Origin of the sequence: Streptomyces sp. TLI_105 (assembly GCF_900105415.1) — a bacterium.
Taxonomy (GTDB): Bacteria; Actinomycetota; Actinomycetes; order Streptomycetales; family Streptomycetaceae; genus Streptomyces.
Genome location: NZ_FNSM01000001.1, coordinates 7,901,388 through 7,916,859, shown reverse-complemented (window position 1 = coordinate 7,916,859; position 15,472 = coordinate 7,901,388). Strand labels below are relative to the sequence as shown.

Annotated in this window: 16 protein-coding genes; 6 read left to right on the top strand and 10 right to left on the bottom strand. The window is 71.5% G+C overall.

Annotation, left to right across the window (positions count from 1 at the left end):
- Positions 1–263 precede the first annotated feature (263 nt).
- The 3 genes from BLW86_RS36035 to BLW86_RS36020 all read left to right on the top strand — a co-directional run bounded on the left by BLW86_RS36035 (position 264) and on the right by BLW86_RS36020 (position 2,659).
- The gene (locus BLW86_RS36035) at positions 264–989 is read left to right on the top strand and encodes a dienelactone hydrolase family protein (protein WP_093877903.1); all 726 of its coding nucleotides are present in this window, start codon (positions 264–266) and stop codon (positions 987–989) included.
- Positions 990–1,109: 120 nt separating this feature from the next.
- Positions 1,110–2,372, top strand: coding sequence for a helix-turn-helix domain-containing protein (locus BLW86_RS43535; protein ID WP_256341552.1), 1,263 nt, complete (start codon positions 1,110–1,112; stop codon positions 2,370–2,372).
- On the top strand, positions 2,369–2,659 hold the full coding sequence (locus BLW86_RS36020) for a hypothetical protein (protein ID WP_093877902.1): 291 nt from the start codon (positions 2,369–2,371) through the stop codon (positions 2,657–2,659). The genes BLW86_RS43535 and BLW86_RS36020 overlap by 4 nt, the downstream gene beginning before the upstream one ends.
- A gap of 381 nt (positions 2,660–3,040) precedes the next feature.
- On the opposite strand, the gene BLW86_RS36015 is transcribed toward BLW86_RS36020, so the two are convergent.
- The gene (locus BLW86_RS36015; RefSeq protein WP_256341551.1) at positions 3,041–3,484 is read right to left on the bottom strand and encodes an SRPBCC domain-containing protein; all 444 of its coding nucleotides are present in this window, start codon (positions 3,482–3,484) and stop codon (positions 3,041–3,043) included.
- Positions 3,485–3,711: 227 nt separating this feature from the next.
- Between BLW86_RS36015 and BLW86_RS36010 the strand changes: the two genes are divergently transcribed.
- Complete coding sequence (locus tag BLW86_RS36010) at positions 3,712–4,119, top strand: winged helix-turn-helix transcriptional regulator (protein WP_093877900.1); 408 nt, start codon at positions 3,712–3,714, stop codon at positions 4,117–4,119.
- A gap of 73 nt (positions 4,120–4,192) precedes the next feature.
- Here BLW86_RS36010 and BLW86_RS36005 read toward each other — a convergent pair whose 3' ends face one another.
- From BLW86_RS36005 to BLW86_RS35995, 3 genes are read right to left on the bottom strand one after another with little or no spacing between them, the layout of a single operon-like run.
- Positions 4,193–4,885, bottom strand: coding sequence for a maleylpyruvate isomerase family mycothiol-dependent enzyme (locus tag BLW86_RS36005; RefSeq protein ID WP_093877899.1), 693 nt, complete (start codon positions 4,883–4,885; stop codon positions 4,193–4,195).
- A 53-nt stretch (positions 4,886–4,938) separates the two neighbouring features.
- Positions 4,939–6,384 (bottom strand): MFS transporter, encoded by a 1,446-nt coding sequence (locus BLW86_RS36000; protein ID WP_256341550.1) that lies wholly within the window; start codon positions 6,382–6,384, stop codon positions 4,939–4,941.
- A 55-nt stretch (positions 6,385–6,439) separates the two neighbouring features.
- The gene (locus BLW86_RS35995) at positions 6,440–6,943 is read right to left on the bottom strand and encodes an SGNH/GDSL hydrolase family protein (protein WP_256341549.1); all 504 of its coding nucleotides are present in this window, start codon (positions 6,941–6,943) and stop codon (positions 6,440–6,442) included.
- Positions 6,944–6,987: 44 nt separating this feature from the next.
- Here BLW86_RS35995 and BLW86_RS35990 point away from each other — a divergent pair, with 44 nt between their 5' ends.
- Complete coding sequence (locus BLW86_RS35990) at positions 6,988–7,509, top strand: TetR/AcrR family transcriptional regulator (RefSeq protein ID WP_256341548.1); 522 nt, start codon at positions 6,988–6,990, stop codon at positions 7,507–7,509.
- 208 nt (positions 7,510–7,717) lie between these two features.
- Complete coding sequence (gene paaI / locus BLW86_RS35985; protein ID WP_371129647.1) at positions 7,718–8,161, top strand: hydroxyphenylacetyl-CoA thioesterase PaaI; 444 nt, start codon at positions 7,718–7,720, stop codon at positions 8,159–8,161.
- 164 nt (positions 8,162–8,325) lie between these two features.
- Here the strand turns inward: paaI and BLW86_RS35980 are convergent, their stop codons facing one another.
- Genes BLW86_RS35980 through BLW86_RS35955 form a run of 6 tightly spaced genes read right to left on the bottom strand, consistent with a single transcriptional unit; the run spans position 8,326 to position 15,469 of the window.
- Complete coding sequence (locus BLW86_RS35980) at positions 8,326–9,582, bottom strand: phenylacetate--CoA ligase family protein (RefSeq protein ID WP_093877895.1); 1,257 nt, start codon at positions 9,580–9,582, stop codon at positions 8,326–8,328.
- Positions 9,582–10,451 carry an SDR family NAD(P)-dependent oxidoreductase gene (locus BLW86_RS35975; protein WP_256341547.1) on the bottom strand — a complete coding sequence of 290 codons (870 nt, stop codon included), beginning with the start codon at positions 10,449–10,451 and terminating at the stop codon, positions 9,582–9,584. The genes BLW86_RS35980 and BLW86_RS35975 overlap by 1 nt, the downstream gene beginning before the upstream one ends.
- A gap of 26 nt (positions 10,452–10,477) precedes the next feature.
- Positions 10,478–11,779 (bottom strand): MFS transporter, encoded by a 1,302-nt coding sequence (locus tag BLW86_RS35970; RefSeq protein ID WP_177181852.1) that lies wholly within the window; start codon positions 11,777–11,779, stop codon positions 10,478–10,480.
- Positions 11,776–12,993, bottom strand: coding sequence for a phenylacetate--CoA ligase family protein (locus tag BLW86_RS35965; RefSeq protein WP_256341740.1), 1,218 nt, complete (start codon positions 12,991–12,993; stop codon positions 11,776–11,778). Before BLW86_RS35965 ends, BLW86_RS35970 begins: the two co-directional genes overlap by 4 nt.
- A gap of 5 nt (positions 12,994–12,998) precedes the next feature.
- Positions 12,999–14,042 (bottom strand): ATP-grasp domain-containing protein, encoded by a 1,044-nt coding sequence (locus BLW86_RS35960; protein WP_093877891.1) that lies wholly within the window; start codon positions 14,040–14,042, stop codon positions 12,999–13,001.
- Positions 14,039–15,469 (bottom strand): KamA family radical SAM protein, encoded by a 1,431-nt coding sequence (locus BLW86_RS35955; RefSeq protein WP_093877890.1) that lies wholly within the window; start codon positions 15,467–15,469, stop codon positions 14,039–14,041. Before BLW86_RS35955 ends, BLW86_RS35960 begins: the two co-directional genes overlap by 4 nt.
- Between the last annotated feature and the right edge of the window lie 3 nt (positions 15,470–15,472).

Here is a 15,472-nt window from a genome sequence, read left to right as displayed (position 1 = left end):
TGGGGGTCGGTCCAGGCGACCGCGGGGGCGGACGTGAGATGGGGGACCGATCAGAGCGCACGCTAAGTGGTCGGCCCCGTAAATCCTTCGGGGATTGGCTCCGGAACCTGTGTCGTGCTTGGTGTCGGGGCAGGTGCTGCCGTGGGAACGGGGGTTGTGACGGATCTTGTGGGCCATCGCCGCATTTCAGAGGGGCACCGCACTGTTCTGCCGGCGGCGAACCCCGACCCGGCCGGACTCGACGATCACTACGGTCCGGTCTCATGACGACGATTACCACGCGCACGGTCGAGTACCCGGCCGACGGTCTGACGATGATCGGGCACCTCGCGCTCCCGGCCGGTGTCGACCGCCGGCCCGCGGTGCTGCTCGGGCCAGAGGGCATGGGGCTCAGCGACGTCGAGCGCCGCCGGGCCGATGCTCTCGCCGAGCTGGGATACGTAGCGCTGGCCTTCGACCTTCACGGCGGGCGCTATTTGGGCGACCCCGAGGAGATGCTGGCCCGTTGCATGCCGCTGCTCGCCGACCCCGACCGGATGCGGCGCATCGGCCACGCGGCACTCGACGAGTTGCGCACCGAGCCCCGGACCGACCCCGACCGGATCGCCGCCGTCGGCTACGGCACCGGGGGCGCCGTCGGGCTGGAACTCGGGCGCGACGGCGTCAGCCTGCGCGCGATCGGGACGGTCAACGCACTGACCACGGGCCGACCGGGCGAGGCGGCGCGCATTCGCTGCCCGGTGTGGGCGGGGGTCGGGTCGGAAGACCCGATCATGCCGCCTGCGCAGCGGGCCGCGTTCACCGCCGAGATGCAGGCCGCGGGCGTCGACTGGCGCCTCGCGGTCTATGGCGGCGCCTTGCACGCCTTCCACCACCCGCCGGTCGACCACCCCACGGTCCCCGGCGTCGGCTACCACCCACGGCACGCGCAGCGAGCCTGGCGCGACGTCGTCGACCTGCTCGCCGAGTGCCTGCCCGTGACGGAGTGATCTGGTCAGTCCAAGCTCGGGCGCCTGCTGACCGCCGCGATGCGTGGGCTCCACTGCCACGGCGGGCGGGGAAGGCTGCGGCTTGCCAGTGATCCACTTCGGCCGATCGGCTCGCCCGCCATGCCCCTCAGCACTGCCTGCCCGACAGCCCCGAGTGCCGCCGAACGCGCGCTGCTGAAGGCGATGGCCTACGGCCGCAAGACCGAGCACCGGCTGCGGGTGCGTGCACAGGTGGTGCTGCACGCCGCGCGCGGACGCTCCAAGGCGCGTGTCGCCCAGGAGACGGGTCTGCACCTGGACACCGTGCGCCGCTGGCGTGGCCGGTTCGCCGAACAGGGCTTGCCCGGGCTCAAAGGCCGTCAACGCTGCGGCCGCCCGCCGGTGTTCACGCCGCTGCAGGTTGCCGAGGTCAAGGCGCCGGCCTGCCGGCTGGCCGCCGAGAGCGGAGTGCTGCTGTCGCGCTGGTCATGCCCGGAACTGGCCTATGAGGCCACCCGGCGGGGCATCGCCGCGTTCGTGTCGGCGCCCCCCCGTGCGCCGCTGGCTGGCCGACGACGCGCTCAAGCCCTGGCGGCACCGCTCCTGGATCTTCATCACCGACCCCGACTAACGACTTCACCGACCTCGCTCAGGTCAGGGACCGGCTCCGAGCCTTCGAAGACCGCTACAACGCCACAGCACAGCCGTTCCAGTGGAAGTTCACCACCTCCGACCTGGACGATCTACCGACCAGGCTCGACCGGCACACCGCCGATCACCAGGAAGAATCCTCTGTCGGACGGGCAACGTGATCAACCCCCGAAGGACTTACTAACTCGACCACTACTGATCTTTTCGTTAGTTCCGTGGGAGCGGCGGCCTCGTAGGTGGGACCCTGAGGCGGTGTCCTTCAAGCCTTCGTCCGTTGTTCCTCCTTTGACGCGGCCGCAGTTGGCCGAGGCCCGGCGTGTGCGGGCGGCCGAGTTGTTCGGTCAGGGGCGTTCGGGTGCCGAGATCGCACGGATGCTGGGCGTCAGCGAGGAGAGTGCGCGGCGGTGGAAACGGGTCTGGGAGGAGGGCGGCGCCGATGCCTTGCGCCGGCGTCCGGCCACCGGTCGCCCGCCCAAACTGGACGATGCCCAGGGCGAGGCGATCCGGGCTGCGCTGGAACAAGGCGCCCGAGCCCATGGTTTCGAGGCCGACCTGTGGACGCTGGAACGGGTCGGCCTGGTCGTCGAGCGGGCGACCGGAGTAGCCCTGTCACGGGCGTCGGTGTGGCGGTTGCTGACCGGCCGGCTCGGGTGGAGTCTGCAGCGGCCCGAGCGGCGGGCGGTGGAGCGGGACGAGTCCGAGATCGCCCGCTGGATCGCGCACGAGTGGCCGCGGATCAAAAAGGGGCGGTGAACACACGTGCCTGGATCGTCTTCCCCGGCGAGTCAGGAGTGTCGCTGCTGCCGCAGGTCCGCCGCACCTACGCGCCCCGCGGCCGCACCCCGCTCCTGCGGCACCGGCTGAAGCGGAAACGCGCCTCGATGGCCGCGGCGCTCGGCTACCACGCCGCCGACCACCTCGCCGACATCGCCTGCGCCACCGAACAGGGCATCCACCCCAACAACGACAACCCCCAGCTGCCCTGGTCCTTCCTCACCCACACCGGCCTCACCATCCACCCACCAACCCCACAGAACTAACGAAAAGATCAGTAAGGAGGACCAGCTACCGCCCCATTACTGGCCTGTTGACCTGGAATTCCTCCGGCGGGCCGACCGTGCCGCCGCCCTGGCAGCCCGTGCTGGACGGGACCGGCACCGAGGAGTCGCGCGCGTCCGTCTGGCCAGTGCCTCCGGTCGCTGGTCCAGGACGTGCGGCAGCAGCTCCTCCGCGGAGGCGCGGGCCGGGGCGACACCACCGGTGAGGGTGATGTCGTCCTCGACCACGGTCACAGTCGTACGCGGCCCGACTCCCGGGGTCACCGCGCAGCGGCGGCCGGTGCAGGAGCCCAAAGGCCCGTGATCGGCAGGCCGCTGCGCTTCGCTGCCTGGCGCTGGGCGACGGGACTCCCGAAGCGGTCGTCACCTCGGCTGCAACGCTGCCGGCAGACCGTTCAACCGCAGGCGGGTGGCGCCGCGCAGATGGGGAAGGTCGTGCTCCGGCTGTGCGGACGGGGTCAGGAAGGCCGCTTGCTCGGTCCACCGCAGGTGGGTGCCGCCGTCCACCGGATGCAGTTCGACGGTCACCAGCGAGGCCCATCGCGGGACGTCGTCCACGCGGGACGTGTACGTGTAGACGATTCTCGAGGCCGGCACGATGTCGAGGTACCGGGAAGCGTATGCGAGCCTTTCCGGCGCAGAGCCCGCGATCGTGAAGACACTCGATGCGGTCTCACCGCCGTTCACCGTGAAGTCGTGGTCGTAGGACACCTTCCGGCCCGGCAACGCGAACCACCGGCGCCGCACCGGGGTGTCGGCGAAAGCCCCGAAGACCGTGCCGGGGGCCGCGGCCAAGTGCCGTTCCACGGTGAAGGTGTCGTGCCGCACCTTCGAGGCCGCGCCATCGACGCTCCCGTCAACGGTCGAAGCCGGTGTGGCGGGTTCCAGAGACATGTTTCCCTCACAGACACAGAGGCGGGCCAGGGTGGACGTCCCTGGTTACCATCCGTATGTAACGGGGGCGCGGACACTGTGATCAAGACCTTGCCCTCACGCACTTCGAAGTCAGCTACGCACTCGAAGGGAACAGGCCCATGGGATCCACACCAGGTGCGCAGGCGGAGGCCGCGGGCGTGAGTCCCGAGTGCGTGTCGACCATCGAGCTCGTGCGTGATGTGCTTGCCCGTGTCGGGGACAAGTGGACCGTCCTGGTCATCACCCATCTCGCCGACGGGCCGCTGCGCTTCACGACGCTTCACGGTCGGATCGCCGGGGTGTCCCAGCGCATGCTGAGCCAGACGCTGCGGCTGCTGACCCGTGACGGCCTGGTACTGCGGACGGCTTACGCCGAAGTACCGCCTCGGGTCGAGTACGAGCTCACGCCCTTGGGCCGGTCACTGAGCGACACCATCGCACACGTCGTGCACTGGGTGCAGGACCACCAGGCCGAGATCGTCCGGAACCGCGGCGTGTTCGACCGGGACGATTCCGCGGCACGGTGAAGCCGCGGGCCGAAGGGCGCCCCGTTGCTCGGCCGCCCCGCCAAGGCCCGCGCCGCACAAGCCTCCGTCGAGATCAGGGGGTCAAGGGGCCCTCCAGGATCCGACGGCCGGCTTGCTCGTCACCGCCCCAGGACCATGCTCCGCCGTCGAGTGGTATCCGCCCCCACAGCAGAAGCAGCAAGCTTTCCGCGGGCGCGGTCGGTACGGCTACGGGAGCGCCGGGGCCGTAGGTCCACGACGTACCCGTATCGGTGGCCTCCAGCCGAAGGGCGGCCCGAGGCGGCTGCACTCGACCGCGAGCGATCTGCCTCGGTGCCGTCGTGTCGAAGACTTCCGCGACCGCCTCGCCCGCGAGCACGGCGTCCAGCGGCCGGGTGACGCCCAGGGCGTGTTCGGCGTCCCAGCGATGGACGAGCGCCTCCACGCAACGGCGCCGCTGCCAGAACCCGACGGTGTGCGGAGGGTGGAACGTCCGGGCGGGCGCGGACGGATCGGTGTCGAGCGCCGTGTACAGCGCCTGCGAGGCGTCGTCGAACCACCGTACGAGGGCGGCTCGCTCGCGCGGTGCCGGGGCCGGTACGTGGTCGCCGCGCTGCTCGGTGACGGCTGCGGCGGCCCGAAGGTTCGACCCGCCCAGGTGCTCTGCCAGGTCGAGCAGGGTCCAGTCGCCGCAGTGCCTGATGGGTGTGGCCGGGTCGCCGTCGAGGCAGTCCCGGAACGCATCCAGTTCACGGCGCAGGTGACGAAGCAGGGAAGAAGGTTCCATTCGGTGAGTCCGTTCGTGGTTTCGGTGGCCTTCGTGACACGGCCGGATACGTCTCATGCCCGGTCGGCAACGGAATGGCGGTCGTCGGGCAGCAGCCGGATCAGGGCGGCGGCCACGAGCGCGGTGACGAGGGTGGCGACGGAGGACACGGCCAAGGCGTGTGCTGCCGCGCTCCGGCCGCCCGCGGGGGCGAAGGAGTGGAAGAACACCACCCCGATGATCGCGACGCCGAGTGCCGCGCCGACCTGCTGGGCGGTCGAGAGCACCCCGGAGGCGATGCCGGCGTCGGCAGGTCCGATCCGGGCGAGCACGGCGCCCAGCGAGGGAGTGATGAGGAGGCCTCCTCCAGCGCTCTGCACCATCAGGGTCGGGATGACGACCGCCGGGCGGAACGGAAGGCCGCAGGTCAGGACCACGGCGGTGGACGCGTAGCCGAGGGCGAGCACGATCGCCCCGGCGGCCAGGACGCGGCGGCCGTATCGGGGCACCAGCCGTCCGGCGATCAGGCTGAAGAGGAAGAAGGTCACCGCCGCCGGGGTGTAGACCAGTCCCGCCCCGAGAGCCGACATGCCCAGTCCGTCCTGGAGGGCGATCGACAGGACGAGGTGGTAGGAGGTGATGACGGTGTAGGTGGCGAGGACGAGGAGGATGCCCACCGAGAAGGAGCGCGTCCGGAAGAGCGACATCCGCACCAGGGGGTCCCCGCCGAGGCTCGCGGTTCTGCGTTCGAGGGCGATGAAGAGGGCGAAGCCGAGCAGGCTCGCGGCCAGGCAGGACCAGGTCCACCACGGCCATCCCGCGTGCCGCCCCTGGATGAGGGGGAAGGCCAGCAGGAACAGCGTCACGCTGAGTACGGCGACCCCCGGGAGGTCGAGCCGGCGCCCGTGTGGCGCCCGGGACTCCGGCACGTATCGGGCCGCGAGGAGGACGGCGACGATGCCGACGGGGATGTTGATCCAGAACACGGGCCGCCAGCCGGAGCCGAGCAGATCGGCGCCGACGAGCAGACCGCCGACGGTGGCCAGTCCCATGACGACCCCCAGGGCGCTGAAGGCACGATGCCGCTCCCGCTCGGGGACCAGCACGGTGATGAGGGCGTAGACCTGGGGCAGCATCAGGGCGGCGCCCAGCCCTTCGACGAGCCGCGCCACGATCAGGCCGGTGGGGGTCTGGGCGACGGCGCAGGCGACCGAGGCGAGCGTGAAGACGGCCATGCCTCCGATGAAGGCCCGCCTGCGACCGTAGAGATCACCGAGGCGGCCTCCGGTGATGAGGAACACCGCGTGGGCGAGCTGGTAGCCGGCCAGGATCCACTGCAACTCCGCGTCGGAGGCGCCGAGGTCGGCCTGGATCGCCGGGCCGGCGACGATGACGATGAAAGAGTCGAGGATCGCCATGAACGCGCCGATCAGCACGATCGTGACGGGCCCCCAGGACAGGGCCGCCGGGGGTGACAGTAAGGCGGTCCGCCGGGAGGCGGACTCGTCGACGGTGGACAAGGGGTGATCCCTTCACTCGCTCGGTGGCGGTCGGTTGCGGTCGCGACGGCTTCGCTCAGGTCCGGTCGCCCAGCAGCCCCGCCAGTCCCCTGGGGACTTCGCATGCCATCACCGCCTGGCCGGCGGCCGCGAAGTGGATGCGGTCCCGACTCAGCAGGTCCGGGCGCGAGTTGACCGGGTGGTCCCACATGTCGACGAGCAGGGCGTCGTGGTCGCGGGCGAGGTGGCGGGTGAGGGCGTTCAGGGTGTGCACCCTGTCGGACCAGTCGGGGAAGTCCGGGACCACGAAGGCCCTGCCGAGGGTGAAAGTGGTCAGCTGCGCGCCGGTGTCGGCCGCGAGCGCGAACAGGCGGCGCAGCGTCCGTTCCAGGGCGGGGAAGTCGGCCTGGGTGCGCCACAGGTCATTGGCCCCGCAGGAGATGTGGACCAGGTCGGGGCCGAACGCGGCCATTCGGTCCGCCTGTTCCGCCAGGGTGCGGGCGGCCGTCGCACCGCGCTCCGCGGTGTTCAGATGGGCCAGGCCGGGGTGGACGCGACCAACGCCTGCTGCGCGGCGCACGCACCCGGCGCGCGATCGCCCGCCACGCCGTCGACGTCGCATCGGTGGAGGGACTGAACGGGCTCAGCATCGGCCGACTGGCCACCGACCTCGGACTCAGCAAGAGCGGCGTCGCGACCCTGTTCAAGACGAAGGAACGACTCCAGCTCGCCGCCGCCTCCTCCGCCCGCGAGGCGTTTCTGGGCGCGGTCGTGGAGCCCGCCTCGGCGGCTCCGCGCGGCGCCGCCCGGCTGCGGGCCCTCGTGGAGGGCTGGATCTCCTACGCCGAGACGCCGCTGTTCCCCGGCGGCTGCTTCTGGGCGGCGAACCTCGCCGACTTCGACAGCCGCCCCGGCCCTGTACGGGACGCCCTGGTCGACCACCACCAGGACTGGATCGACCTCCTCACCGGTGAACTGCGCCGGACCGCCGACGCGGGCGAGAACGCCGAACTGGACGCCGAACTGGCGGCCTTCCAGCTCGACGCGGTCCTCATGGCCGCAAACACCGCGCTGCGCCTGGGCGACCATGAGGTCTCGGACAAGGTGCGCCGGGTCGTCGACGGCTTCCTCGCTCCCCGCCGCTGACCGGGCGGCCAGGTGGACCCAGGAGACCTGTCCGAAGCAGCTCCAGCACCTTCCGGGCCGCCCCACCTCCCCTGCTCGCCGAAACCGCGCGCGTCGCCCCATCGGACCCGCCGCTTCCCGTCGTTGACAGCCGTCGGGCTTGGTCGGTCTAATGCGGACGCGTAGCCATCGGGCCCGTCCGGTCCGGTCACGAGGGAGGGACGCAGTCGTGGGCCTGTACACCGGCGTGCCGGATGACGCACCGGCCGGGATCGCTGAGCTGTACGAGCGGGACCGCACGTGTCGGACCCTGGGCATCGCCCTGGAGGAGGTCGCACCGGGCCGGGCGTTGATGCGCATGCGGGTGGGCGAGGACATGGTGAACGGCCATGGCATGGCTCACGGAGGTTTCCTCTTCCTCTTCGCCGACGCGGCGTTCGCCTACGCCTGCAACGGCTACGGGCCTGTCACCGTGGCGCAGTCCGCGCAGGTCACCTTCCTGCTGCCGGCCGCGGTGGACGACGAACTGCTCGCCGAGGCCGTGGAGCGGACGCGCTCGGGCCGCAACGGGATCTACGACGTGACGGTCCGCCGGGCGGACGGGACGGTCGTGGCGGAGTTCCGCGGACAGAGCGTGATGCTCGCCGGCAGGGCGCAGCCACAGCGCGGGTGACGAGCGGGCGGCGCCGGGCGGACGCCGTCGGCGGACCGTGGGACGTACGACCGCCGCCGGCGGTGGGGAGCTCGGGGCCGGGGTGACCGCCGGCGGCACCACCTCGCTCGCCAGGCCGCCCGGCACCCGCGTGCCTCGTGTGCGGTCGCCGAGCGCCCGCCCGGTCAGTCGGCCGGGCGCTCGTCCACCACCTGCCTGAGCTTGCCCGTCCGAGGGTTGGTGACCAGCTCGGAGCGCGGCACCCACTCGATGCCCAGCTCGTGGATGGCGCCGTCCGCGACCTCCGCGGGGAAGAGCGGCCGGGCCGCGTAGACCGCCTCGACGAGCCGGCTGCTCAGGTCCGCCGGGGGCTCTTCGACGTACCCCAGGCGCAGGATCAGACCGTCCCGTCCGTCCCAGCGGCGCTGCACCATCTGCATGCCGGCGATGTACCGGTCCGGGTCCGCCTCCACGAGCACCGCGCGGACGTCCTCGATCGGCATCGAGACCGTGCCGACCCGTCCGCCCTCCATGGACCGGCCCAGGAGACGGAACTGTCGGCACTGCGGGTCGACCCACTCACCGCGGTCGCCCGTCGGAAACCTGATGACCGGCATGAGGGTGCGGAACAGGTTGGTGACCATGACGCGGCCCGGCACCCCCGGTGTGGTGATCGGCTCGTCGGTGACGTCGTCCACGAGTTCCACCACCGTCCGGTGCGGGAACGCCTCGTGCACCCGTACGTCCTCCCCGGGTACGGGACGCCCGACGAGCCCCGCGTCGATGGAGGCGTAACCGACCGAGGCGATGGCCGCCTTGGGGAAGGCCCGCAGCAGGATGGGACGCAGATCGGTGAAGAGCAGGTCGCCGCCGAAGAGCAGCAGTTCCACCGAGTCGGCGGTCCGGCCTCGCCGGACGAGGCATTCCGCCACGGCGGCCAGCTTCATCGGGACGCCGGCGAGGACGTTCACACCGAAGTCGTCGATCAGGTCGGCGACGAATTCGTTGGGGGCGCCGGCACCGACGGGCAGGCGGACGTTCTCCACGGGGGCCGCGTGCAGGGCGTGTTCGATGTAGAGCATCCCGCCGTACAGTTCGCCGGCCCAGAAGAGGTTGGCCACCCGGTGCCCCGGCTTCAGCCCGGCCCGCACGATGCCGGCGCCGAACGCGGTGACCGAGTCGGCGTGCTCCGACCGCGACCAGACGGACAGCTTGGGCACGCCGGTGGTGCCGCCGGTCCTGTAGACCCCGGCGTCGGTCAGTGGGCCGGTCAGCACCCGGTTGTCGGGCCAGGTGTTCGCCGCCCAGAACTCCGCGTGGTCGATGACGGGAAGCTGGGTGAGGTGCGAGACCGTCCGTGGCACGTCCCGGTACGCCTCCGCGTAGAAGGGTGAGTGGGTGCGGACGAAGTCGACCAGTTCTTGAAGGGATTTGGCGGGCACTACCTCTCCTGCTCTGTGTCGTCGGATTCCTGCCGGCGCCCGATCCACGTACGTGCGAGTTCCTGCACGACGGAGCCGTCACGGTCGGTCAGCTTGTTCTCCAGGTAGGCGGCCGCCCAGGGATGGGTGGGAACGCGGAAGGCCGGTCGCTCGGCCCGCAGCGTCCGCACCACGACCTCCGCCACCTCGGACGCGTCCTGCCCGGCGCCCTCCCATCCGTGGTGGACGACCCAGTCGACGTAGTCGGCGAAGGTCGGGCCGTAGGGACCGGAGGCGGCCTCGATGGTCTTGCGGTTGATGTCGGGGAAGATCCCGAACGAGGTGTCCCTGACGAAACCGGGGACCACGACGGACACCTTCACCCCGTGCGCCTCCGCCACCGGGGCCAGGCTCTCCATGAACCCTTCGACGGCGAACTTGGCCGCGCAGTAGGCCTCGTTGAAGGGCTGCCCGACGACTCCGTGGACGCTGCCGATGGTGACAAGGCGCCCCTGGGCGGCCCGGAGCAGCGGCATCGCGGCCCGGCTCACCTCGACCACCCCGAAGAAGTTCACCTCCAGGTTGGCCCGCAGTGCTTCCGTGGTGGACATCTCCAGGGTCGGGTCGAAGTTGGAGATGCCGGCGTTGTTGACCACGGCGTCCAGTCGTCCGTACGCCTGGTGCACGCCGTCGACGCAGCGGGCGACGGAGTCGGGGTCGGTGACGTCCAGTCTGCGGATGTCCAGGGGGACGCCGGCCCGGTCGGCCTCCTCCCGCAGGGCCCCGGCACGGCCGGGCTCGCGCAGGGTGGCGACCGTGGCGAAGCCGGCCCGTGCCGCGGCGATCGCCGTGGCCTTGCCGATGCCCGAGGACGTTCCGGTGATCAGCACGACCTGAGGTTCGCGGTCCGCCGCGGTCACGAGGTGCCCTCGGCCAGAGCCGGTTCGGCGTTCCCGCCGTCCGCCTCCGGCGTCCGTCGCCGTTCGGCCTCGTCCAGCAGGCGCTGGATCCGCAGCGCCGGCAGGAAGGAGCAGGCCGCGAGCAGCGTGCCCCCGGCCATGGTGACCCGGGCCGCGTCCAGTATGCCGAGCGGGCCGGTGAGCAGGCTGACCGCCAGGCCTCCGGCCAAGGCGGCCAGAGGGATCACACCCCAGGTCGCGGTGCGGAAGGCCGCGTGCATCACCCCTTGGTTCCGTGCGGGCATCCGGGACTGCCGGATGGGCGCGCTGCTCACGTTGATGAAGGACATGAAGAAGCCGTAGCAGCCCATGGTCACGGCGATCACGGCGCCGGCCGGGAGGGCGGGTGCCGCGAGCACGCCGAGGCCCACCAGGCAGTGCAGGAGCAGCGCCCAGGCCAGCATCCGTCCCGTCCCCAGCCGTTCACCGGCCTTCGGCGCGAGGGCCGCTCCGGCCAGGGCGCCCACCGCTGCCACGGACATGGCGGCGCCGAAGACCCCGACGGAGACGCCGAGTCCCTGATAGGCGAGGATCGGGAGCACGGTGACGAAGACGGGGCCGCCGCAGTTGAGCGTCACGGCCGCCACCACCACCCGGCGCAGCACCGGGTCGGACCAGTTCAGTCGGAAGCCCGCCGTCAGCCGCTGCCACACCGATCCCTCGGCGGCGGTCCGCTCGCCCCAGGGCCGCATGGAGCGGATGCACAGGGCGGAGATCAGGTAGCTGGCGGCGTCGACGAGCAGGGCGGCGACGCCCAGGGCGCTGTAGAGGCCGGCGGCCAGGGACGGGCCGGAGACCTCGGAGACCGAGCGGCTGCCTTCCAGCCGGGAGTAGGCGCGTACCAGGCCGTCCTTCGGCACCACGGCGGGGACGGCGACCAGGTAGCCGACGGTGAAGAAGATCGTGGCGCCGCTGATCACCGCGACGCAGGCGAACAGCAGGGGGGTGGAGAGCCAGCCCTGCCAGTACGCCAGGGGGATGACGGCCACCGCCGCCAGCCGGGCGAGGTCGCAGACGAGCAGGGTGCGGCGGTTGTCCCACCGGTCCACCAGGACTCCGGCCAGCGGACCGAGGAGGGGTATGCCCAGGTACTGCGCCATGGCCACGATGCCCACCTGGAACGCGGAGGCGTCCAGGGCGAAGATCATCACGGTCGGCACCACGAAGACGGTGATGCGGTCACCGACGGTGCTCACCGACTGGCCGATCCAGAAACGGTTGAACTCGGAGCCCAGGGACACCGGCCGCGAGAGCTTCACCGCTCCTCCAGCACCACGAGGCCGGAGGTCTTGCCGGTCCGGTCGTTGCTGACCAGGTCCGCGACGGGGCGCACGCGGAAGTTCTCCGGATCGTGCTGGAAGGCGGTGCTCAGGGTGAAGGTCTCGGTCAGGAGTTCCTTGCGGAGCCGTTCGGCGTCCACGGTCGCGCCCGGGGCGGTGAGCAGCAGCACCTCCACGGATCCGGCGCGCCCGCCGGTCTCGGAGATCACCACCTGGGCGCGCGAGACACCCGCCTCCCGCTCCACCCGCGTGATCACCTCGTCGACGTGCAGGCCCAGGCCCCGGACCTGGACCACGCTGTCGCGGCGGCCGAGCACCTGCATGGCCCGCCCGGGCCGGCCGCACGGGCACGTCACCAGGCGTCCCGCGTCCCCGGTGCGGTAGCGCAGTACCGGGTTGAGCATCTCAGGGTTGAGAGTGGTGAAGTCCAGGAGCTGGTCCTCGCCCACGTGGACCAGTTGGTCGGGCAGGGTGTGGAACGTGTCCGCGGGGCAGTGGGGCGTGTTGGTCCCGACCACCCAGGTCTCGGTGCTTCCGAACATGCCCCAGCGCCGGGCCGCCGGCGCGACCGCGGCCATGTCCTCCTCCAGCTGCGGCTGCCACGCCTCGCCGAGCCAGAGCACCTTGCGCAGGTCCGGCAGTTCCAGGCCGGTGGCTCGGGCGTGGGCGAACCAGAGCCTCAGCACGCTCGGGGTGCCGCCGATCGCCGTCACCTTGCGTGCCGCGAAGAAGGCCAGCCACTCGGCGTACTCGTCCTTGGCGACCGAGCCCAGCGCGATCACCTGGCAGCCGGAGAGGTCGGCCAGGGCGGCGACCAGGAAGTGCGCGCCCCACATGCGGCCGGCACCCCAGGCGTTGACGAAGACGTCCTCGCGGTCCAGTGGCTGCCAGTGGGCGTGCACCCCGGACATGTAGAAGCCGGTGGGCGCGTGACCCAGTTTGGGCGCGCCGGTGCTGCCGCCGCTCTGGAAGAGCCAGGTGGCGCCGTGCTCGGCGCGCGGTTGCAGGTGCGCGAGGGCGACGTTGAGGTCGTCCTTGAGCAGCGGCGGGAGCGCGGCGATGCCGTCGAGGGTACGGATGTCCTCGGAGTCGCGGTAGCGCGAGGCCAGTTCCGGCACCTGCCGCAGGCGTTCCAGTGTCCTGCGGGCGACCGGCAGCCGCGGCTCGGCCGCCTCCGGGGTGAGCGAGAACATCGTGGTCAACTCGTTTCCTTCGGTGAGGTGAACGGGGACGCTCCGCCGTCGGCGTCGGCGAGGTGCCTGGCGTGGGCGTCCCGGTAGGCGGCGAAGCGGGCCCGGGTGATGTCCCGTTGGACCGTCCCGTCCGGATCTCCGGGGACGCGGGGTATGACGCCGTCGGGCTCCAGCTCGGAGAACCAGAACCGCTGTCCGTCGTGGAGGAAGTCGAGGCAGAAGAACGGGATGGGCAGCCGTTCGGCGAAGTAGGCGGTGGCCTTGGCCAGTTCCTCGGGCACCGGGGTGAACTCCATGGTGCCGCCGTGGCTCATGTTGGCGACCGCCGAGCCGGGTTGCGGGGTCCGCTTCAGGACCGTGTGGGGCTCGCCGTCGATCACGTACACCCGGTGGTCGACCGTGCCGTCGCCGAGGTACGGCTGGACCACGAGCGTGGTGTCGCCGCCCTGCGCGAGGCTGGCCAGGCCCCGGATGTCCCCCGCGCTCCGCGCCAGGTTGATGCCGCCGCCGCCGCACCAGCCGGCCGGCTTGACGATGGCCGGGTACGTCATGTTCCCGAGGGCCACCTCGTACAGGTGCCTGCTCACGTCGCGCCCCGTGCCGATGCGGACGGTCGGGATCGGGGGGACCGGGGAACCGCCGAGGTGGAGCAGGGTGGCGAGCTTGTCGTTGCCGATCAGCGAGGCCTCGGGAGGGAAGGGCAGGTAGAAGCCGGCCTGTTGCAGCACCGAGCACAGGGCGTACTGGTTGAAGATGTCCATCTGCTGGTACGGCAGCGAGTAGAGCGCGGTGATGAAGAGGGTGTCACGGGGTGTGACGGGCTCGTCGTCCACGTAGACCCGGGGGCGTCCGGGTTCCGTGCAGTCCACCGTCACCGCGTCGGGGGAATGCCGGGTCCAGCTCATGCCCAGGTCCTCGGCGGCCTCGGCGTAGAGGTCCCAGAACATGGCGTGCCACATCTCGGCCGTCCGGGTCGATTCCCGGTCGGGGAAGATCCAGCACAACCGGCGCAGCGGGCCGGTGGCGGGGCGGTCTGGGGAGGGGCTCACGGGGTGACCTCCGGTGCGGTGGGTCGGGGGTGCGGGGCGCCGGTCCGTCCGTCCTGGGCAGGGGCTCGCTCCGCCCACCAGCGACGGCCGGATTCGGGAAGGGTGTCCAGCGGGTCGTAGTACGGGTGGCGCCGGGCCAGCGCGTCTTCGAGGCCCGCGTCGGGCGACTGCCGGACTTCGAGCTCGGTCCGGTAGTTCTTCGTCCAGTACGAGATGCCGCGTTCGCGCTCGTAGGCGACGGCCTGGTGCACCCAGCGCTTGCCGACGTGCGGTACGTCGCACACGATCCGCGGGGTGGCGTAGCCGGGGAGGTATCCCATGATCGCCTCCTGGAGCCGCTGGGCCTGGTGGAGGGGGGTCCGCCAGTGCTCGGCGTGGGGTATCACGTCGCAGAGGTAGAAGTAGTACGGGAGGATGCCCGCTTCGCCCTGGAGCGCGAAGCAGAGGTCCAGCAGGTCCTCGGGGGTGGCGTTGACCCCGCGCATCAGCACCCCCTGGTTGCGGACGTCCCGGACGCCCGCGTCGAGGAGGGCCCGGGCGGCCTCGGCGACCAGTGGGGTGACGGACTGCGCGTGGTTGGCGTGGGTGTGCACCGCGAGGTTGACCGCCCGTCGGGCGGCGACCGAGGCGACCCGCCCCACACCTTCGACGACCTCGGGCTGGAGCCAGTGCTGGGGCAGGCCGACCACGGCCTTGCTGGCCAGGCGGATGTCACGGACCGATCCCAGGTCGAGGAGTCGCATGAGGAACGCCTCCAGCTGGGGCCAGGGCACGTTGGCGACGTCTCCGCCGGACACCACCACGTCGCGCACGGTGGGGGTCCGCTTGAGGTAGTCCAGCATCTGCTCCTGCCGGTCCCGCGGGCGGAGCGCGAGCCTGGCCTTGGTGATCTGGGGGGTGGAGGTGCCGACGAGGTCCATCCTGGTGCAGTGCCCGCAGTACTGCGGGCAGGTGGCGACCAGCTCGGCCAGAACCTTGTTGGGATAGCGGTGGGTGAGGCCCTCCACCACCCACATGTCGGCCTCGTGCAGCGAGTCCCGTCCCGCCTTCGGGTGGCTCGGCCACCGCGGGTGCCGGTCCGAGCGTACCGGCAGCATGTACCGGCGGACCGGGTCGGCGAGGAACGCCTCGGTGAACGCTGCCGGTTCCACGGCGGCCCGGGGTGCCATGGTGTTGAGCATCTGCGGGGTGATCAGCATCGCCATAGTGGCGAACTCCGCCTGGTCGGCGGCGAGATCGCCGCAGAAGTCGTCGGTGAGCAGGTCACCGACGACGGCCTTGAGCTGGCGCAGGTTCTTCACGCAGTGGGCCCTCTGCCACTGGGCGTCGCGCCATTCGCGTTCCGTGACACGGCGCCAGCCCGGCAGCCGTCGCCAGTCCGGCTCGGTCAGCGGGGTCCGCGCGTACTGGTACGGCTGCGGGATCATCCG